16 protein-coding genes, 1 tRNA gene and 1 CRISPR repeat array are annotated in these 19,160 nt (G+C 67.8%); of the genes, 3 read left to right on the top strand and 14 right to left on the bottom strand.

All coding sequences use genetic code 11. The features are described 5' to 3' along the window. Positions 1-375 precede the first annotated feature (375 nt). Positions 376-1,341: a TIGR03557 family F420-dependent LLM class oxidoreductase gene (locus FHX37_RS05245; protein WP_141922421.1), complete on the bottom strand. Its 966-nt coding sequence runs from the start codon at positions 1,339-1,341 to the stop codon at positions 376-378. Between the two features lie 214 nt (positions 1,342-1,555). Between FHX37_RS05245 and FHX37_RS05240 the strand changes: the two genes are divergently transcribed. After that, positions 1,556-2,635 carry an HAD family hydrolase gene (locus tag FHX37_RS05240; protein WP_141922420.1) on the top strand — a complete coding sequence of 360 codons (1,080 nt, stop codon included), beginning with the start codon at positions 1,556-1,558 and terminating at the stop codon, positions 2,633-2,635. A gap of 195 nt (positions 2,636-2,830) precedes the next feature. Here the strand turns inward: FHX37_RS05240 and FHX37_RS05235 are convergent, their stop codons facing one another. The 5 genes from FHX37_RS05235 to FHX37_RS05215 all read right to left on the bottom strand — a co-directional run bounded on the left by FHX37_RS05235 (position 2,831) and on the right by FHX37_RS05215 (position 9,828). Next, positions 2,831-3,832, bottom strand: a complete 1,002-nt coding sequence (locus FHX37_RS05235) for a pirin family protein (protein ID WP_141922419.1) — start codon at positions 3,830-3,832, stop codon at positions 2,831-2,833. 117 nt (positions 3,833-3,949) lie between these two features. Beyond that, positions 3,950-4,549, bottom strand: a complete 600-nt coding sequence (locus FHX37_RS05230; protein ID WP_141922418.1) for an FMN reductase — start codon at positions 4,547-4,549, stop codon at positions 3,950-3,952. After that, positions 4,546-5,643 (bottom strand): LLM class flavin-dependent oxidoreductase, encoded by a 1,098-nt coding sequence (locus FHX37_RS05225; RefSeq protein WP_141922417.1) that lies wholly within the window; start codon positions 5,641-5,643, stop codon positions 4,546-4,548. Before FHX37_RS05225 ends, FHX37_RS05230 begins: the two co-directional genes overlap by 4 nt. 126 nt (positions 5,644-5,769) lie before the next feature. Then, positions 5,770-7,770 (bottom strand): cation:proton antiporter domain-containing protein, encoded by a 2,001-nt coding sequence (locus FHX37_RS05220; protein ID WP_141922416.1) that lies wholly within the window; start codon positions 7,768-7,770, stop codon positions 5,770-5,772. 744 nt (positions 7,771-8,514) lie between these two features. After that, positions 8,515-9,828 carry a CitMHS family transporter gene (locus FHX37_RS05215; RefSeq protein WP_141922415.1) on the bottom strand — a complete coding sequence of 438 codons (1,314 nt, stop codon included), beginning with the start codon at positions 9,826-9,828 and terminating at the stop codon, positions 8,515-8,517. A gap of 245 nt (positions 9,829-10,073) precedes the next feature. Between FHX37_RS05215 and FHX37_RS05210 the strand changes: the two genes are divergently transcribed. Both FHX37_RS05210 and FHX37_RS05205 read left to right on the top strand, forming a co-directional pair. Then, a complete protein-coding gene (locus tag FHX37_RS05210) occupies positions 10,074-11,885 on the top strand; it encodes an ATP-binding protein (RefSeq protein WP_141922414.1) in 1,812 nt (603 codons plus the stop codon). Next, positions 11,882-12,565 (top strand): response regulator, encoded by a 684-nt coding sequence (locus FHX37_RS05205; protein ID WP_141922413.1) that lies wholly within the window; start codon positions 11,882-11,884, stop codon positions 12,563-12,565. Before FHX37_RS05210 ends, FHX37_RS05205 begins: the two co-directional genes overlap by 4 nt. 193 nt (positions 12,566-12,758) lie before the next feature. On the opposite strand, the gene FHX37_RS05200 is transcribed toward FHX37_RS05205, so the two are convergent. From FHX37_RS05200 to FHX37_RS05165, 8 genes are all read right to left on the bottom strand, one after another. After that, positions 12,759-12,832 (bottom strand) — tRNA-Ile (locus FHX37_RS05200). 345 nt (positions 12,833-13,177) lie between these two features. Beyond that, positions 13,178-13,462, bottom strand: a complete 285-nt coding sequence (locus tag FHX37_RS05195) for a hypothetical protein (RefSeq protein WP_141922412.1) — start codon at positions 13,460-13,462, stop codon at positions 13,178-13,180. Between the two features lie 102 nt (positions 13,463-13,564). Continuing rightward, a CRISPR array of direct repeats spans positions 13,565-14,328; the repeat unit is 29 nt; unit sequence GGGTCCATCCCCGCGTGCGCGGGGAGCAT. Positions 14,329-14,891: 563 nt separating this feature from the next. Next, a complete protein-coding gene (locus FHX37_RS05190; RefSeq protein ID WP_141922411.1) occupies positions 14,892-15,293 on the bottom strand; it encodes a hypothetical protein in 402 nt (133 codons plus the stop codon). Further along, positions 15,290-15,598, bottom strand: a complete 309-nt coding sequence (locus FHX37_RS05185; RefSeq protein ID WP_141922410.1) for a hypothetical protein — start codon at positions 15,596-15,598, stop codon at positions 15,290-15,292. Before FHX37_RS05185 ends, FHX37_RS05190 begins: the two co-directional genes overlap by 4 nt. 85 nt (positions 15,599-15,683) lie before the next feature. Further along, entirely contained in the window at positions 15,684-16,322 is a 639-nt protein-coding gene (locus FHX37_RS05180; protein ID WP_141922409.1) for a 3'-5' exonuclease, read from the bottom strand. A gap of 239 nt (positions 16,323-16,561) precedes the next feature. After that, positions 16,562-17,611, bottom strand: coding sequence for a radical SAM family protein (locus FHX37_RS05175; RefSeq protein ID WP_246062095.1), 1,050 nt, complete (start codon positions 17,609-17,611; stop codon positions 16,562-16,564). After that, complete coding sequence (locus FHX37_RS05170; RefSeq protein WP_246062094.1) at positions 17,551-18,093, bottom strand: nucleoside-diphosphate kinase; 543 nt, start codon at positions 18,091-18,093, stop codon at positions 17,551-17,553. Before FHX37_RS05170 ends, FHX37_RS05175 begins: the two co-directional genes overlap by 61 nt. Positions 18,094-18,125: 32 nt before the next feature. After that, positions 18,126-19,136 carry a thymidylate synthase gene (locus FHX37_RS05165; protein ID WP_141922408.1) on the bottom strand — a complete coding sequence of 337 codons (1,011 nt, stop codon included), beginning with the start codon at positions 19,134-19,136 and terminating at the stop codon, positions 18,126-18,128. Positions 19,137-19,160: the final 24 nt, after the last annotated feature.

Below are 19,160 nucleotides of genomic sequence, written 5' to 3'. Positions count from 1 at the left end.
TCACACCCCACAGCGGGACTTTCCCCACTTGGCATCGCCTCGTCAGCCCACGGGTAAGGGGCGATCGGCCCCAACTGTTCGAACCGCACCGACATCGCGATACGGCCAGACAACGCATAGAACGAGCCGGGATCGGCGGCTTCGACGGCACCGGAGCTCGTGGCCCGGCTGGTAGCGGGCGTCCCGCCGAACCACCCGCCCCAGCCTGTGCTGCCATGCGGGGGATCCGGTGCCTTCCGGGAGCGGACTCGGCCCGCTGACCGCACGGGACGAGGAGTTCCCCCGCTCGGTCAGCACCTCTGGGACCGGATTGGGCCACATCCCGTCCCGGACTGGCACGCGGGATCACGGCATCGGCGAGGGAGGAAGGGGTGGTCAGCCGGTGGACAGCTCCCGAAGCGGTTCGGCCAGTTCGTGGGTGAAGAAGTCGAGGAAACCGTCCGGGTCGGGTCCGGCGTTGACCAGCGCCAGATGGTCGAACCCGGCCCGGGCGAAGTTGCGCGCCACGGCCAGGTGGCGTTCGGCGTCGGGTCCGTAGCCGAACGTCCCGGCGATGTCGTCCTCGGTGACGAACGCGGTCGCCGCCTCGAAGTTCACCGGGTTGGGCAGTTCGGACATCACCTTCCAGCCGGTCACGCCGAAACGGAACATCTGCCGTGCCGAGCGCAGTGCGCTGGCCTCGTCCGCGGCCCAGGCCAGCGGGACCTCGGCGTAGGCGGGTCCGGCGCCTCCGGCCTCGGCATAGGAGCGGACCAGTTCCGGCCTGGGCTCGGTGGCGAAGAGGGCGTCGCCGTGGTCGGCGGCGATGCGGGCGGCTTCGGGGCCTCCGGCCGCCACGGCGATCCGGGGCGGGGTGTGTGGAAGGTCGAACACCCGGGCGTCCTCCAGCGCCAGGTGGTCACCGTCGAAGGAGTGGTAGCCGCCCGACCACAGCAGCCGGATGATGTGCAGCGATTCGCGGAGCATCTCGTGGCGGTGGTGTACGGCGGGCCACCCGAGTCCGACGACGTGCTCGCTGAGGCGTTCCCCCGAGCCGATGCCGAGGGTGAACCGGTCGTCGGACAGTAGCGCCGTGGTTGCCGCCGCCTGGGCGATGATGGCGGGGTGGTAGCGCAGGAACGGGCAGGTGACCCCGGTTGCCAGTTCGACCCGTTCGGTGCGTGCCGCGATCGCGGCCAGGATGGACCAGGCGAACCCGGAGTGGCCGTGGTTGTGCAGCCACGGGTGGAAGTGGTCGCTGATCTCGACGAAGTCGAATCCGGCTTCCTCCGCTCGCAGCGCCTGACGGACCATCTCCCCGGGCGCGTAGCCCTCCGCGAACAGTTTGTAGCCGATCCTCATCCGGAACGCTCCCCTCTCGCACGGCTGGGCGCGCCACTATCCGGACGAGCGGTGATTATTCGGTGGTGTCACCGCCGCACCCCGCTCGACAACCACACATCGCTACCGAAAAGTTACCTATTTGGTGTACATATACGACATAAATTGACAAAAAGAGTAAAAACGACACAAATGGTGCCGACCCATTGTCGACCATGAGTCGGGAGCCATACGCATGCGCTTCGTTCCACGCCGGCGCGTCCTCGCCGCCGGGATCGCCTGCAGTGCCCTGGTCGGGACGCTGTCGGCCGCCTCCAGCGCCGCGGCCGACCCCGACCGGGCCTCACTGGAGCAGTGGCCCGGCGACCAGGGGCACCAGCTCGAACGGATGATCACCAGGTTCAGCGACAAGGGCGAGTACGCGACGTTCGACGCCGACAACACCATCTGGAAGAACGACCTCGAGGAGTCCCTCATCCCCTTCCTGGAGATGAAGGGGGTACTCACCCGGGAGAACATCGACCCCGCCCTGAAACTCGTCGACTTCGAGGAGGGCGAGAGCCTGTCGGCCTACTACAACCGGTTGTGCGAGGCCGGCACCCCGACCTGCTACGCTTGGGCCGCCCAGGTGTTCTCCGGGCTCTCCCTCGGTGAGGCGAAGGACTACGTCGACGAGCTGATGGAGCGCGAGGAGCCCATCCCCACCAACGAGTGGGAGGGCGGTGAACTGGTCGACACGACCGTGAAGCCGCCGGAGATCTACCCCGCCCAGCGGGAGCTCATCACGACCCTGCGTGAGCACGGCATCAGCGTCTACGTGGTCACCGCCGCCCACCAGGAGCTGGCGAGCATGGTCGTCTCCGACCCCCAGTACGGCCTGGACGTTCCCGAGTCGCAGGTCATCGGGGTACAGACCCTGTTGGAGAACCCGGAGACCGGTGAGTTGGGCACGGGCACCGACCTGCGGGAGGACGGCACCGAGGTCACCGACGCGTTCGAGTTCACCTCGTCGCTGTCCACCCCGGCGACGTGGCAGTCCGGCAAGGCGGGCGCCATCCAGGAGCGGATCGACCCGGTGCAACGGCCCGTCCTGGCCGCCGGTGACTCCGACTACACCGACGAGCACATGCTGTTCTACGCCGACGCGCAGCACGGCGGCCTGCGGCTGTTCGTCGACCGCGACGCGGACTACACCGCCGGCATCCGCGAGGAGGCCGACAGTCGTGCCCAGCGGCAGAAGGAACTGAACCAGCCCCCGAAGGCCGACGAGGGCTGGCTCTTCGCCACTCCGGAGGAACTCGGCGTCGCCGACTGAGCCCCGCCGTTTCCCGGTTGTTTTGGAGCAGCACCCGGTCCCGGCACACGTCTCCGCCCCGGTCGGGGTGTGGCCGCGTGCCGGGACCGGTTCGGAGACAGGACCCGGGCCGCCGACCCGGCGAGCGGGGCGGACGTTCCCGGCCCGGCCCGCCGACGTTGGCTGCTCGCACGCGGCCGGACGGTGGCCGCACCGTCAGCGGGGGCGGTAGCGGCCCCGGGCTCTGAGCCGGGTGTTGGGCAGCGCGGGCGCGGGCAGGGCCGGCCCGTCGTATCCAGTCACGGGACCGAAGCGTCGTCCCCGCGTGTCGGTGTCGTGCTCGCGTTCCCAGGTCTCGCGTGCCTCGACGATGTCCTCGTGGCTGCGTCCGACGAAGTTCCACCACATGACCAGGTCCTCCTCGAACGGTTCACCGCCGAGCAGCAGCGCTTGCGCCCGGGTTCCGGCCGACAGCGACACCCGGGACCGGCCGCGCCCGAGGTACAGCATCGCTCCCGCGGGCACCGCGACGTCCTCCACGGTGACGCCCTGCGAGAGCGCGAGCACCGCGTGCTCGAAGTCCGGTTCCAGTGGCGCCGTCATGTCCGCGTCCGGTGCGAGTGAGAAAGCCGCGCCGACCAGGGGTGTGTGGGTGGTGGCCGGTGAGGCCGCGCCGTCCAGCTCGCCCATGATCACTGTGATCGTGCCCTGCGGGCTCTCGTGGCGGGGCAGGTCGGCGTGGAACTCGAAGCCGGGCGCTACCGCGCGGGTGTGCTCGGGCAGTGCTGTCCACAGTTGCGCGCCGTAAAGCGTGGCCGCGTGGTCCGGTGGGGACTGCTCGGAGTGCGCGATCCCGGAGCCGGCGGTCATCAGTGGCAGTTCGCCCGGGTGGACCATCCGTCGGCTGCCGAGGCTGTCCTGGTGCAGGACCTCGCCCTCGAGCAGCCAACTCACCGTTTGCAGACCGGTGTGCGGGTGCGGTGGTACCTGCATCCCGGCCTGGCCGGTGATGTCGCTGGGGCCGTAGGAGTCGGCGAAACACCACGCTCCCACCATCCGCCGGTCCCGGTTGGGCAATGTCCGGCGCACCCGCATCGCCCGCGCCCCGCCCAGGGGCACCTCGCGAGGACGCAACAGCTCGCACCCGGGTTCGCTGCGCACCCCTGCGTCCGCCGAACACACCGTCTGCTCGGCGGGATGGTCCTCGACGTTACTCATGGGACTGCTCCGATACGGCGTCGGTGGGGTGTGGTCGGCGCGGTTCCGGCGCCGACCTGTTCGTCGCTGTTCCCCGGTCCCTCCCAAGCCTGTCGCGTTGTTCCGGGCCGGTGGTGGTCACCGCGCCGTGGTGCCGTTGAACAGCTCCTCGAAAGGCACCGGGTCGGTGAACGGGTCCGGGCGGGACTGCGCCGGCCGCTGCCTCACCTCGGCGGCGAGCTCACCCGCGGCGCGGGTGACGCGCTCGTTGAGGTAGGAGTCGTTCCCCCAGTCGGAGCTGGCCGCGTACACCGCTGTCGGTACCACCACGGCACGCAGGTACGCCAGCAGCGGGCGCAGGGCGTGCTCGAGCACCAGCGAGTGCCGCTCGGTTCCGCCGGTGGCGGCGAGCAGTGCCGGTTTCCCCTGCAGCGACTCGGGGTCCACGATGTCCATGAAGGACTTGAACAGGCCGCTGTAGGAAGCGGTGAACGTCGGTGTCGCCAGGATCAGGCCGTCGGCCGCGTCGACCTGTTCGAGCACCGGCCGCAGGCGGTCGTTCGGGAATCCGCTCAGCATGTGGTCGGTGATGTCGTGGGCGTACTCGCGCAGCTCCACGACCTCGACCTCGGCGTCGGTTCCCAGCTCCGTGCGGGTGGCCGTGGCCAGGCGGTCGGCCAGCAGCCGGGTGCTGGAAGGCTGCGAGAGTCCGGCCGAGACTGCCAGGACGCGGGTCATGTCGTGGTTACCTCCGTCGTCTGTTCCCTCGCCGCGCGCAGCGACGCGTGGGTGGGTGCCTCGGGTACGTGGGCGGGTTTGCGGGCGTCGAACTCCCGGCGCAGCACGGGGACGACCTCCTCGCCGAGGATGTCGAGCTGTTCCAGGACGGTCTTCAGGGGCAGGCCGGCATGGTCGATGAGGAACAGTTGGCGCTGGTAGTCGCCGACGTAGTCGCGGAAGGACAGCGTGCGGTCGATCACCTGTTGGGGTGAACCGACGGTCAGCGGTGTCTGTTCCATGAAGTCCTCCAGGGAGGGTCCGCCGCCGTAGACCGGTGCGTTGTCGAAGTAGGGCCGGAACTCGGCGACGGCGTCCTGCGAGTTCCTCCGCATGAACACCTGGCCGCCCAGACCGACGATGGCCTGGTCAGCGCTGCCGTGCCCGTAGTGTTCGAAGCGCCTGCGGTACAGCTGCACCATCCGCTGGGTGTGCTGCTTGGGCCAGAAGATGTGGTTGTGGAAGAACCCGTCGCCGTAGTAAGCGGCCTGCTCGGCGATCTCCGGGCTGCGGATCGAACCGTGCCACACGAACGGTGGCACGCCCTCCAGCGGGCGTGGTGTGGAGGTGAAGCCCTGCAGCGGGGTGCGGAACTTGCCCTCCCAGTCCACGACGTCCTCCCGCCACAGCCGGTGCAGCAGGTGGTAGTTCTCGAGTGCCAGTGGGATGCCCTGGCGGATGTCCTGGCCGAACCACGGGTACACCGGCCCCTGGTTCCCGCGTCCCATCATCAGGTCCACCCGTCCGCCGGACAGGTGCTGCAGCATCGCGTAGTCCTCGGCGATCTTGACGGGATCGTTCGTCGTGATCAGTGTCGTCGAGGTCGACAGGATCAACCGCTCGGTCTGTGCCGCCACGTAACCGAGCATCGTCGTCGGCGAGGACGGGACGAACGGCGGGTTGTGGTGCTCCCCCGTGGCGAACACGTCCAGCCCGACCTCCTCCGCCTTGCGGGCGATCGCCATCATCGACGTGATCCGCTCGTGCTCGGTCGGCTCCCGCCCCGTCGTCGGGTCCGGGGTGACGTCCCCGACAGTGAAAACTCCGAACTGCATGCCGGCCTCCACCAGTTATTTCAAAATTCAACTTCCGGGCGGAACCACGGCGGAGGGCGTCCTATTCCCGCGCGTACTGGTGGTTCGACGCCCCCGCGCTCCCACGCCCCGTGTGAGGGTGCGGGATCAGGCTTCCTTGCGCGGGATCCGGGTGTGGTCGAGGAAGCACCACGCCCAGGTTTCCCCGGGTTCCGCCGAGGCCGCGACCGGGTGGGCGGCGGCGTCGGCGTGCCCTGAGGCGTGCCGCCCCGGTGAGGAGTCGCAGCAGCCGACGTGTCCGCAGCGCAGGCACACGCGAAGGTGCACCCAGTCGTCGCGGCCCGCGCGCAGGCACGCGACACATCCGGTGCTGGTGGGTAGCACCGGCTGGATGTCGGTAACGTGCGGGCACTCCGTGCCAGTCTGCGGGACGAAGTCGACGACGACGCTGGGGGCGGGATAGGGACCGTCCGGTTCGGCCATGTCCAGACGTCGCAGCACCACACTGGTGAGCGGCCGGGTGACGGCTCGGGGCGTGTCGATGACGTGGTCGGCTCCGGTAGCGGCCAGCGTCGTCGCGTCGGCCTCGTCGCGCGGGCGCAGCACGCTCGGCACCGCCGGCGCGAGCTGGCGGACCACGGTCGCGATGCGGGCGCACTCCTCGGTGTCGTTCTCGCAGACCACCACCAGGCGGGCCGTGTGCAGACCCGCCTCGGTCAGCACGTTCTCCCTGGCCGGGTCGCCGCGGACCACGGTGTGCCCCTGGGCCTGTACCTCGGCCGCGTGGTCGGGGCTGAGCGTGGTCACACTGACCGGCACTCCGCGGCTCGCCAGTGTTCGGGCCAGCCCGTCAGCGACCGGCCCCCATCCGGAGATGAGCACACCGCCCGTCCGGTCGCCGGTTTCCTCTCCTGCTCCCTGCCGCGACCCGCGCTCGGTTCCGGCAGGGCGGCGGGCCAGCAGCCAGCGGCTGATCCGGTCGCCGGCCGCGGCCAGAGCGGGGGTGGCGACCATCAGCACCACCGTGACCGCGATGAGCACCTGTTCCCCGTCGGCACCCAGACCAGCGGGGGTCAACCCGGCCTCGTCGCCGGATCGTTGCAGCACGAACGAGAACTCCCCGATCTGTGCCAGCAGCAGGGAACCGGACACCGCGGCCGGCGCGCCGATCCGTACCACGGTCAGCGCCGCCAGCGAGCCGACGACCTTGACCACGACCACAGCCAGTGCGAGCAGCAGGACAAGCCACCACAACCGGCCCAGCTCCCGGAGGTCGAGCAGCATACCGATGGAGACGAAGAAGACCGCGCTGAAGACGATCTGCAGCGGAAGGATCTCGCCGAGGGCGTGAGCGCTGTGCCGGGACTCGCTGACCACCAGCCCCGCCAGGAAGGCACCCAGCGCGACACTGACCCCTGCCAGCGAGGTGACGTAGGCCGTTCCCAGACCGATCGCGACGACGGTCAGCAGGAACACCTCGGGTGAACAGGTGCGGGCGACGCGTTCCAATACTGGCGGCATGACCCTGCGAGCGACCACCAGCACGACGGCGAGCACGACAGTGGCGGTCCCCAGCGCGCGCAACAGCTCCCACGGTCCGCCACCACCGGCCGATCCGGTGCCGAGGAGGGGAACCACGAGGACCATCAGCACCACGGCAAGGTCCTGAAAAACCAGTGCTCCCACCGAGGACTGCCCCACCGGCTGGGTGGTGCGTCCCGACGCCGAGAGCACCTTGAGCACGATCGCCGTCGACGACAGGGCCACCAGGAACCCCGTGAACACAGCGGTGCGCCAGTCCGCCCCGGACGCGGCCACCAGAGCGGCGGTGAGCGCGGTGGTGAGCAGCACCTGGACCCCGCCGCCGAGGAGAACCAGTTTCTTGATCGAGGCGAGCCGGGCCAGTGAGAACTCCACACCGATGGTGAAGAGCAGCAGTATGACACCGATGTCCGCGGCTGCGGTCACCGTGCTGGTTTCGGAGACCAGGCCCAGCTGGTGCGGGCCGATGAGCACCCCGGCCAGCAGGAACCCCACGATCGGCACGACCCGCACCCGGACGCTGAGGTAGCCGATCACCCCCGCGGCGACCAGCAGCGCGACGACCGGCCCGAGATACGACGGGCTCTCCCCCGCAGCCAGCAGCATTACCGACACCCTTCCCCACTCGCACGACGGCGCTCGAGCTGCCCCGGACGGGTGGTTCCCCGTCCCCGACGGTCGCGGCGGTCGGCCTCGTGCGGCGAGAGCACTTCCTCGTGGTCGTGCCCGAACACGCTGGATGACACGGACCGCCACCGTTCGGAAGACGCGTTCCGAGCTGTCGTACCGCCACGGGGAGACCCGTCGCCGCTGGGGTGATCCTACGTGGGGTTCCGGCGTTCTCGTTCACCGTCACGGCGTGACTCTCCAAGGACGCCGTCCACCCTCTCAACCAACCGGGCGAGGTTGGCATCACTCCCCTGGGCATGCCGCTGCTGTTGCCACCGCGAGTGCCGGAACACGACCGGTGTCGGTAGCGTCTACCGATTCCGTCGCCGCGGTGGGGCCGGGGACGACGCCGTTCCCACCACCCGCTTCTGCTGGCGGCCTCGGCCGCGGCCCCGCATCCGGGGGAGCCGACACCACGCTGGTGGCCGAGACCGCCAGTCGCATCGACACTCCCGTGTCCCCGAGGGCGGGACCACCGCATCAGTGCCGACGCTCCGGGACCGGAGGCGGGTGCGTTCGCCGTCGTCGTCTCCACCGCGACCACGCCACCGGTTTCGTCAGCGCATCGCGTGAGGCACCCGCCCCGACAGCCTGGCCCTGCTTCGTCGGACAGCGCCGGTGTGGAGGTCCGCGGGTTCCGTCACCGGCTGCGGGAGGGCAGCTGCGCCGCTCGGGGGCGGTTCAGAAGCCCACCACCCCGATGGCCATGGAAGCTGCCAGCAGCGCGATGCTGAACCCCCAGATCCACAGGAACGAGTAGCGGATGTGCTTGCCGAAGTCCACGCCGGCCAGCCCGACCGCCAGCCATACCGAGGCGTTGAACGGGCTGATGTAGGTGCCGATGATGTTTCCGATGATCAACGCGAAGGCGATGCTGGAAGAGTCGACGCCGAACTGGCTCACCACGCCGTCCACGACCGGTAGCAGCGCGAAGTAGTGGGCGTCGGTGCTCAGCAGCAGTTCCAGCGGAGCACCCACCACGCCCATGATCAGGTGCAGGTAGGGCAGCACCGCGTCGGGCAGGAAACCGATCACGTCGGTGGCCAGCGCGTCCAGCATTTGCGATTCCTGCATGATGCCCAGGAAGGAGCCGGCGGCGAAGATGATCGCTCCCGTTCCCAGGGCCGCTCCGCCGTGGGCGCGGATGCGGGCGGTCTGGTCGGCGACTTTGGGATAGTTGGCGACCAGAGCGATCGACAGGGCGATCATGAAGACATAGGCCTCGGGGAGGAACCCGAGGAGGAGCACGGTCAGGACGGCGACGACCAGGGCGAAGTTGAACAGTAGCCGGCTGAGTCCGGGGGCTGGCGCGGCCTCTTGGCTCTCCTCGTCCGCGGCCTCGTCGGTCTCGGAGGCGCCGGCGGGGACAGCCGCCCGTTGGGCGATGCGCTTCTTCTCCCGCAGCCCGAGCAGCGCTGCCATGGCCGCGCCCATCACCAGAGCGATGCCCTGAACGGGGATGAGCTGGTGCCACATTGCCGTGGGGGACATCTCGATGACCGCTGCCGCGCGGCCCACGGGGCCGCCCCACGGCAGCATGTTCAGGATTCCGGTGCTCACCGAGAGGAGGAGCATCAGCAGGTAGGGGCTCATACCCAGCCGCCGGTACAGCGGCAGCAGGGCCGGGATGCAGATGAGGAAGGTGGATGCTCCGGAACCGTCCAAATGGCACACGGCCGCAACGAGGAACGTGCCCACGGCCACGGCCACGACGCTGCCGCGCGTCACCCGGACCATCAGGTTGATCAATGGTGTGAAGAGGCCGATGTCGTTCATGACCCCGAAGAACAGGATCGCGAAGACCAGCATGAGGGCGACGTCGATGACCGAGTCGATTCCCGCTTCGTAGAAGCCGGTGATGTCGCTGATACTGAAGCCGGCGATCAGCGCGCCGAGCAGCGGGATCACGGTCATCCCCACGACTGGCGTGATTCGCCCCATGATCAGTAGTCCCGCGATCGACACGAGGATGATGAATGCTGTGACGCTGAGCATGTCCACTTTCCCGGACGCGGTCAGATGAGGGGGTCGGCGCGGCCCGAGAATTCCGAAACCGTGCGACCTGCGTCACATGGTGCCCTTGCGTCCACCCTTGGGATTGTTTTGTGTGTGTTGAGGCTTTAGTGGTCATATTGGTCGCGGCGTGCACTACCTTGCGTTGTCGGAACAGAACGTAGCCAGCGACGACTCTGGGGGAGCGCGAGCATGCCATTGCACCTCCGAGGGCCGGGGCCCTGTTGATGGACGCCGTTCGTCGCGGGCGGCGCGGCCAGCGCCGCACCGGCAGGGCCGGGGAGGACAGCGGAGCGGATCCTCTTCCGACGGACGAGAACGCCGCCGGCGCGGTGCGGGAGCGAGGCGCAGCGGGACAAGCGTCCGTCAGCAGGCTTCTGAGGCCGTCGCTGACCGGCCAACTGTTCATCGCCAATGTCGTGCTGCTCACGCTCGCGGTGGTGGTCACCGCGAGCGTGTGGACGGTCCACAACTACTGGGAACTGGAGCGCCAGTACGAACGGCGGGCGCTGGCCGTCGCCCGCTCCGTGGCTACCGTGCCGGCGATCCAGCAGGCGCTGGCCTCCGCTGAGGATCCCGAACCCCGGGTCGCGCCGCTGGCCGAACGCCTCCGGGCGGCCTCCGATGCCCGCTATGTGGTCGTCATGGACACAGCCGGGATACGCTACTCGCACCCCGATCCCGACGAGATCGGCCGCCGGGCCGCCAACGACCCCAGCCCCGCCTCCGAGGGGCAGGTGTGGACCGGGACCCAGTTCGGTCCCGCGGGCTGGACCCTGCGCGCGAAGGTTCCCGTCCGCAGCGGCACCTCCGAGGACGGTGACGTCATCGGGGTCGTCTCCGTGGGGATAGCGGTCTCCGAGATCGAGGGGGCCGCTGTGCGGGCGGCCAGCGTAGCCGCGGGCGCCGCTGTGGTGGTGCTGGTGGGCGGAGCGCTCGGGGCGTGGGTGATATCCCGCCGGGTGCGCGCTAAGACCCACGGGCTCGAGCCGCGCGAGATCACCCAACTACTGGAGCACCGCGAAGCGCTGCTGCACGCCATCCGCGAGGGCGTGCTCGCCGTGACCGCCGAGGGAGAGGTGGAGTTAGCCAACCAGCCCGCCCGCGACATGCTCGGGCTGGATGCGCACTGTGTGGGGCGTTCCCTGGCGACGCTGGGGCTGGAGTCCGGCATCCACGACATCCTCAGCGGGGCGCGCAGCGGAAACGACCAGATGGCCATGGTCGGCTCACGCATCCTGGTGTGCAACCGCCGGGACACCGGGGACGGGCGTGCTGTTGTCACCATGCGTGACCATACCGAGTTGATGCGGTTGTCCGACGAACTCGACGGTGCCCGCACCGTAACGCGGGGGCTGAGAGCGCAGAGCCACGAGTTCACCAACCGCATCCACACGGTGGCGGGAATGCTGGACCTGGGCTCGGTGGAACAGGCGCGTTCCTATCTCACCGAACTGTCCCCGTCCCACGACCGGGCGGGAAGTGAGATCACGGGCCGCATCAACGACGTCGCCCTGGCGGCGTTGGTGATGGCCAAATCCGCTCAAGCCTCCGAACAGGGGCTACGCCTGGATCTGGCGCCGGTCACCCGCATCCCGGCCGAACTGGGAACCGACGTACGCGAGGAAGTGCTGCTGGTGGTGGGCAACCTCCTGGACAATGCTCTGGAGGCGGCGGGAGCAGGCGGGTGGGTGGAGCTGCTCCTGCTCGCCCACGAGGGTCCGCAGACACCGCCCCTGCTCGAGGTTCGCGTGAGCGATTCCGGGCCGGGGATCGCCGATGCGGTGGCCGACGGCCTCTTCGCCGCCGGCACCAGTACCAAGGCCGCCTCCACCGCCGGTGGCGACGACCGAAGCCACCGGGGGATGGGGTTGGCGCTCGTCCGCCACGCCTGTGCCCGTCGCGGCGGGTGGATCACCGTCGACACCGACGGCGAGACCGCCTTCACCGCCTACGTACCATTAGCCGCGGCTCCGCCGGAAGACAGGACGGACGCGCTCGGATCCCCCGAGGACACGCGGGAGGGAGGAGAAGCGTGATATCGGTTCTCATCGTTGACGACGACGCCCGGGTGGCACGGAACCACAGCGATCTCGTGTCCTCCATCCCCGGATTCCGGGTGGCCGGTATCGCCGCCACCGGCCGGGACAGCCTGGATGCGGTCGCCGAGCACCGGCCGGACCTTGTCCTGCTGGACCTGTTCCTGCCCGACCTCTCCGGTATCACGGTGCTTCAGGAACTGCGGGGCCCCGAGCGCCCCGAGGAGGAGCGCGTCGATGTCCTGGTGATCACCGCGCTTCGGGATGTGGACAATGTCCGCGCCGCCATGCGCAGCGGCGTCGTGCACTACCTTCTCAAGCCTTTCCCGCTGGGGTCGCTGCGTGACCAGCTGGAGCGTTACCGGAGCGCGCGCAGCAAGCTCACCCGCATCGATGAGGCGACCCAGCGCGACGTCGACGACCTGTTCGGCCTGCTGCGCCCCGCGTCGCGAAACGAGCTCCCCAAAGGAATGAGCCAGGCGACGGCCCGACTTGTCGCCGACACACTGCGCCAGGCCGAAAGCGACCTGTCCGCAGCCGATGTCGCAAAGCGCACCGGGACAGCCCGGGTCACTGCTCGGCGCTATCTGGAGCACCTGTGCGGCGAGGGGCGGGCGACGTTGCACATGCGCTACGGTTCGGCCGGTCGACCCGAACACCGTTACCACTGGGCGGAATGATCCCGGCGCCGAGGCCCGCCAGGCGGCTGGGAAACGAGACTGCCACGGGTCCGCGGGTTTCTCCGGGTGTCGGCGCGCATTCGGCGCAACCCACCGGACGCAGCCGTTCCGGCCGCGGCAGCTCGCACGACGCAACCGAGCACCGTCGACCCGTTCCTCCAAGCCGAAGGCGCTTCCTCCGAAGTGGTGCGGGTGGGGCGGGCGGGGCTCGAACCCGCGACGCAGGGATTATGAGTCCCTTGCTCTGACCTGCTGAGCTACCGCCCCATGGATACCCCTAGTGACCAGGAGTGACGCCACTGCAGGGGATTTTACCTGAGTTGCGCGGCGGTCGCACAGCGGAGGATTGGGCCACGAACCGAAACGCGAAAGGACCGCTATGCCCTCCGCCCGGAACCGCAGCCCCGAGACCATCAGCAAGTACCGAGGGACGATCGAGAAATCTTCCAATTCCAGGTCGACCATGGCCGACGCGCCACCCTGCCAAGTGTCGACACCCGGCTCTTCGTGCTGAGCCCCCATCAGGGTTCGTGGGAGCACCATCCGCGCCTCGCCATCGACGGCTCCCCCAGGCGGGATCTCCTCACCTTCGTCCACGCACGGGAGATACTCCTACTCCATACGCATCCCCACTATGCCAAGCATCAGCAGCCCGACGTTGATCAGGAAAAACACGACTCCGAGCCAGAACCCCCACAGGGCGAGAACTCTGCCGCGTAGCTGGTGGGTGTGAGTCACCCGTAGCGCGTAGGCACCGGTCAGCGCGGCTCCGGCGGGCAACAAGGTGACCAGTCCGAACAACGGGAATGTCGTGACCACTCCGAGAATGCCCAGCACGAACGACGTGACCGCCCATCCGGAGCGGCGCGGGAAATAGTGGAGGTTGGGGTAGGTCATATGTCCTCACGGTAGATGAGAGGGCCGCCCCGAGTTCGGGGCGACCTATTCCCACGTGCGTGGGGCTCACATCTCCCGGGGAGAGATCCCACCGGGCAGCAAGGGTCCATCCCCGCGTGCGCGGGGAGCATGGAGCCGAGCTGCTTTCGTCCGACCGGAAGCTGGGTCCATCCCCGCGTGCGCGGGGAGCATGTGTGCGCCCTGGGGGCATTGTCGGCTTCCACGGGTCCATCCCCGCGTGCGCGGGGAGCATCGCACCGCCGGGTTCACGTGCCACCGGAGCGCGGGTCCATCCCCGCGTGCGCGGGGAGCATCCGGCCTCCGATCTTGTCCCGCAGGGCATCAAGGGTCCATCCCCGCGTGCGCGGGGAGCATCTGTCGCGGCCCTGCGCAGGTGCCGGGCGACCGGGTCCATCCCCGCGTGCGCGGGGAGCATCTGCGTGCTGTCGTGGTCGTGTAGGGGGATGACGGGTCCATCCCCGCGTGCGCGGGGAGCATAGACTCTCCTGCTGGGCCAGGGCCTGCTTCCAGGGTCCATCCCCGCGTGCGCGGGGAGCATCCAGGCCGGACCCTCGGACCGCAAAGTACTCGAGGGTCCATCCCCGCGTGCGCGGGGAGCATGACTACGTGGGTGATGCAAGAGGGGCATTCGTGGGGTCCATCCCCGCGTGCGCGGGGAGCATTGTCGGAACTGGCAATAGTCGGGCTGCCGCTGGGGTCCATCCCCGCGTGCGCGGGGAGCATAACGGACTACCTCTGTGTCTAGGCCACTCATAGGGTCCATCCCCGCGTGCGCGGGGAGCATTTCGCTTGCCTGGCGTCTAAATTCTCCGTGTCGGGTCCATCCCCGCGTGCGCGGGGAGCATCCTCTCTGACCTGGTCTTCTAGGTCGCGCGCATGCCCGTGTGTGCAACTTCTGGATATTTGGACATAGCACGCACATCCCTCAAAAACGGATCACTGCCAGGTGGCACGACCTCCATCACCACGACGAGGCCAGGAGACCACATCCGTCCTCACGACGCACGCCCTGCCGGACGCGATCACGCGCGATCCCGTGTGAGCACCCGCTGCCAGCACAGCTCACAGACAACCTCGGCCGGCCCCTACCTCCCACATGCGTGGGGCTCACCCTTTTTCACCTGCGACAATGCGTGGCGTTATTCTTTTGTGATTCCACATGGCCAGTGTTCCGGTGCGTACGGTCAGGATCTGACCATACCGTTCCACCGCTGTGCGCACGTCCCTATGGGAACACGGAAATCCGGCCGCTCCCGGACACACGATGAAGAGGACGGACGCCCGGGAGACGGAGTGGGACGCCCGGGTGCTGGGAGATAGTGACAGCACCCGGGCAAGGGAGTGTGCGCCGCCACGCACACCCCACCTGCGCGCCCGGTCGAGAAAAGGCGCGCGTTCCGTGATGGTTCTATTCCTGGAGTTCGACGGGGATGAAGTCGGTCAGGGTGCGTGGGTTGACATACCGCACCGGCCCACCTCTGACGGGCCGTACGAGGACGTCACCCCGATCCGTGCCGGGCTGTGGTGCGTGGCCGGTGACCACGTGCACGGTAGAACTCGCCCCGTGCAGCCACACCCGCAACCCCACAGGCCACCGGCATTGCAGGTACGACAGATCCCCGCGGGACAGCCGCTCCATCGCGTCGGGATGGACGGTGACTGTGTGGGCATCGCCGACCCTGTCCGCAGGGTGCCAGTCGCAGCATCCCGTCAGCCTGCTGTGTGACGACGTCCCACGGGTGGTGCCGTCGGGCTCCCCGGGCAGCCGCACCCACATGCCGGGTTCCCACACGGTGTCTATTCGTTTCACGCCTCACCCCCGTTCGTGCGCCACGGGCTGGGCCTGGTTCCACCGTTGCGCAGCCACCGGTCGAGTTCGGTGAAGGCCGTGTCGGCACCGTCGCCGAGACCGCGCTCCCGCAACAGGTCGGACAGGTGGTCATAGAGCATGTCCGCGTAGTCCGTGTGCGCTATCGCTTTGGGAGGCCAGGGCGATCCTGCCGCGTCCTGGTGGTGGCCCGGGTGTCCGCTCGTGAGGGCACAGGCGAGATGGGGAGCGTCCGGACAGCGTGCCCGGCGTTGACGTGTGTCGGTGGGTACAGGTTCGAGTCTCATAGTGGAATTCGTTGGTGCTCGGGCAGCTCTTGGGCTGCTGTTGTCGGGGGTTCGTGTCAGGACCGCCACTGGCCGGACCGGCTGCTCACAGCAAGGTCTGTTGTTCATCGGTGCCTCTTCCGTGCTGCTCGGTGCCCTGGTGTGCGGCAACGGCGAGGAGTTCGGCGAGGGATGGCGGTTGGGGCCAGTGCTCCTCGACCAGTGCGGGGAGAAGCACTGCAGCGGCAACGGTGTCCCATAGTGCGCGGTGCGGGCGGCCATCGGGGACCAGTTCGGCCACGTGGTTGGTCAGGGCATAGTGATCGATGAGTGCGGCTAGTGACCGGGTTTTAGTCTTGCCGCGCTTGGCGAGTTTGAGGGTGTCGACGAGCCCGCGTATCTCGATGCCGGGGTAGTGCCTGTGGAGCAGGCGCCAGTCCACGCCGACGTTGTGCCCGAGCAGGTACCGGCCGTCGAGCCGTCGGGCGAGTTCGGGGCCGACCGACGCTGGCGGAGGCGCATCCCGCAGAGCGGCGTCGGTCAGCCCCGGTGAGATCCACGGACGTCGGGGCACCGGCCGGCTCGGCCGGACCAGAGTCTCGTAGGCATCTTGCATATCCGGGAGACCACCGGCCAACGGAACCGTCGCTACCTCCAGAATCTCTTCGTCCTCGCGATCCTGGGCTCCAGTACCCTCAAGATCCAGGGCAACGAAGGACGTCTCGGTCCATGGGGTCTCGGACATGGTGGTCTCCCGGTGCAGTGATCAGTCGTCGTCGTAGCGGGCGTGCGTGGCCAAGCGGTCACGGGCCTCGGTGAGCTGGCGCTGTTCCTCGTCGCTCAGCTCGTACCCTTGCAGAGCCCGCCCGTGCGCCGCATGAACATGGGGATGGTCGACTTCCCAGATCTGGTGACGAAGCGTGTGCTGGATCGCGTAGCGGCGCTGCTCCCCGAGGGCGTGGGTGAGGACGTGGCCTTCTTCGATCAGGAACGGTGTCTCGGTGTCATAGCCCAGATCGGCCAGGACGTCGCGGAATTCTTGTTCGCTCGGGGAGCGGTGATCGTCGGAACAGAGCTGTCGCTGTTTGGCGGGGCAGATGTCGCAGAGTTCGGGAACACCCCAGTGGCCGTTGTAGTCGGGTACCTCGTGGGCGTAGGTGACACCACACGAGGTCTTACGGAACAGTGGAACGGAGAGATGCCGGAGTCTTTCCATGCCTGGACGACCCTGGTATCCAGCTCTGCCGGAAGGACCTTGCGGCGCTGGTAGTTCTCCCCGTAGGGAACTTCCACTCCTAAGCCTCGCAGCCACTCGGCATTTTCCTCTTGGTGGTAGTAGCCGGTGAAGACGACGGCGTCCACCTGTGCGCTATCAGCGAGGTTGAGAACACTGGCCATAGTCTCCGGGTCGTCGTTCCACCCGGGCACGATGGGTCTCCAGTACAGGATGACCTTGGTTCGCTCACTGTGGGCGGCCGCGGTCTGGATGGAGCGGACAGTGGTACTGGACTTAGCGATGGGTTCTATACGGTCCTCGGAGATTCCGGAGTAAGTGAACAGCAGCGTCACCCGCACATGCTGCAGCGCCTCCAACTCGGCCATGTCCTCGGCGGTGACGTGGAAGCGTGTGATGATGAGGACGAGGTTGGTCATCCCGCGACGGTCGAGTTCCTGAAGGACCGCGAAGGTGTGGGGTTTGACGCCGGGCAGCATCGGGTCGGTGGCCTTGTTGAAAAGCTGGATCGGGGTGGAGTGGGGGCGAAACGCCTCGTGACCGAGCAGCATCTCGACGGCTTCGGACGTTGAGATCAGCAGCTGCGGAACCTTCTGCTCGAAGTTGCCCCAGAAGTGGCGGACACAATATCCGCAGTCCAGGGGGCATCCGATGATGTGGTTCAGCGACAGTCCGGATTTGCGGTTGGTGATGATCTGGGCCATGTAGGGGTCAAGCCCGGCCCGGTGCTCCTCCGGCATCAGGCGCAGGGAGGAGGGGCCGACCGGGATATCTGCGGAGAGGAAGACGGGCTCTGCCATCGTGACTCCTGCTCATTCTGGGAGGCGAGAAGGTGCAGGTAGGCGGGTCCGAACCACACGCGAAACTCGCGTTCAACACCTTCCGGGTCGTCGCTGGTGTGGATGAGGTTGTCGAGGAACCTCCCTTCGGCTCGGGCATGCGTGAGGCTGTCGGCCCCGAACCGCCCTCGGATGGAATCGGCGGCAGCACGGGAGGGGTCATAGTGGCCCAGCAGTTCCCGAACGCGACGGGGAACGCCATCGTGGTTGCCGTGGCCGAGGGCGACCACGACGCGCGAGCCGACGTAGTTACGTCGAAGCTCAGCGGCGACGTCGAAGGGGAACTGGTCGTCCAGCGCGATCATGTCGGCGTAGTGGGTGAAGATCTGCGTTTCGCTCACCCGCACTTCGCGCTGGGTGATGATGTCGATCTCTTCTCCGATGCGGGCAAGGATCGTGCCGGCCAGCTGCCGACGCACCGCGTCCGGCTTGCACAAGATCACGCTCCATCGGTCCCATCCATCCGCGAGCGCGATCATTGGGTCCCTCCCGGCATGCGCGCGGGCCAGCGTCGTTCGACCAACCAGCGGTGCCCGGGGTCCAACGCGTTCAGGACCTGCGGAGACACCGTTCCAGTGGTGTGTTGGATCTGCCGGTAGATCTCGAACAGCAGGATGATGTTCTGCCAGTACGGGGCGAGATCGAGGGCGGCGACGCTGCTGGGGCAGTGGGCGAGTTCGTTGGTCCGCAGCCCGGCTTCGTGCTGAAGGACGGTGGTGATGTCCTCCCACGAGGCATCGCTGGGCATCGCGGCCGGTGGAAACGACACGGTGTCAGCATCTCGGTTGCTGTTCGCCTTGATGATGCGCTGGACGTGGTCAGCATCCCGATCGTTGACATGCATCGACACGACGTGGTGGGTGTAGTGGCCAAGCTGGACACCGAGCTGGGCGGCAGCGAATTCCTGGATGAAGGTGAACGCGAAGACGTCGGAGACCATGCCCACGTAGGCGTCGTTTCCGCGCATGAACACGCTCAGGTGTAATTGTCCGTCGCGCAGCAGGAACTGGGCGCTGACCGTGCACGACACATCCGGGTTGGCCTGGTCGGTCAGTTCCTCGGGGCGGAAGAAGGTTACCGTCGCTCGTTTGGTGTCAGGGTCCGTGAGCAGCAGATCACGGACCCGTGACCACTGTGAGGAGCCATCGCGGGCTTGACCGAAGAGCTTCGGCCCGTAGGCGGTGCCGGTCAGGTGCTGGCCATCGCGGGAGAAGTTGCTCAGGCGCGGGGCGTAATAGGCGATCATGTTCAGGTCATCGCGGCCAGCGAGGTACCACAGCACTTCGGCGAGGTTGAAGACGACATTGACCGGTCGTTCTTCCAGGAACGCCAAGCGAGCGCGCGGGTTGCTGATCCGAAGCGAGGTGTCAGTGATTTCGCGACTCGTGTTTCCACGCGGCGAAACTCTGCACTCGTGGTCTTCGAGTGCCTTACGAAGCACTGAAACATAGGCTTCTTGGAAAGAAGAATATTCCGGGGGGAGCATAAAAACCAGTCCGAAACAAAGAGG

The organism is Haloactinospora alba (assembly GCF_006717075.1).
Classification (GTDB): Bacteria; Actinomycetota; Actinomycetes; order Streptosporangiales; family Streptosporangiaceae; genus Haloactinospora; species Haloactinospora alba.
The sequence above is the reverse complement of the archived record's forward strand: the minus strand, read 5'-3'. Positions and strand labels throughout refer to the sequence as shown.

Coding starts and splice junctions, on each gene's coding strand:
- FHX37_RS05245 (WP_141922421.1), bottom strand. CDS start 1,341: ATGAGGATCGGCTACAAACTGTTCGCGGAGGGCTACGCGCCCGGGGAG.
- FHX37_RS05240 (WP_141922420.1), top strand. CDS start 1,556: ATGCGCTTCGTTCCACGCCGGCGCGTCCTCGCCGCCGGGATCGCCTGC.
- FHX37_RS05235 (WP_141922419.1), bottom strand. CDS start 3,832: ATGAGTAACGTCGAGGACCATCCCGCCGAGCAGACGGTGTGTTCGGCG.
- FHX37_RS05230 (WP_141922418.1), bottom strand. CDS start 4,549: ATGACCCGCGTCCTGGCAGTCTCGGCCGGACTCTCGCAGCCTTCCAGC.
- FHX37_RS05225 (WP_141922417.1), bottom strand. CDS start 5,643: ATGCAGTTCGGAGTTTTCACTGTCGGGGACGTCACCCCGGACCCGACG.
- FHX37_RS05220 (WP_141922416.1), bottom strand. CDS start 7,770: ATGCTGCTGGCTGCGGGGGAGAGCCCGTCGTATCTCGGGCCGGTCGTC.
- FHX37_RS05215 (WP_141922415.1), bottom strand. CDS start 9,828: ATGCTCAGCGTCACAGCATTCATCATCCTCGTGTCGATCGCGGGACTA.
- FHX37_RS05210 (WP_141922414.1), top strand. CDS start 10,074: ATGGACGCCGTTCGTCGCGGGCGGCGCGGCCAGCGCCGCACCGGCAGG.
- FHX37_RS05195 (WP_141922412.1), bottom strand. CDS start 13,462: ATGACCTACCCCAACCTCCACTATTTCCCGCGCCGCTCCGGATGGGCG.
- FHX37_RS05185 (WP_141922410.1), bottom strand. CDS start 15,598: ATGAGACTCGAACCTGTACCCACCGACACACGTCAACGCCGGGCACGC.
- FHX37_RS05180 (WP_141922409.1), bottom strand. CDS start 16,322: ATGTCCGAGACCCCATGGACCGAGACGTCCTTCGTTGCCCTGGATCTT.
- FHX37_RS05175 (WP_246062095.1), bottom strand. CDS start 17,611: ATGGCAGAGCCCGTCTTCCTCTCCGCAGATATCCCGGTCGGCCCCTCC.
- FHX37_RS05165 (WP_141922408.1), bottom strand. CDS start 19,136: ATGCTCCCCCCGGAATATTCTTCTTTCCAAGAAGCCTATGTTTCAGTG.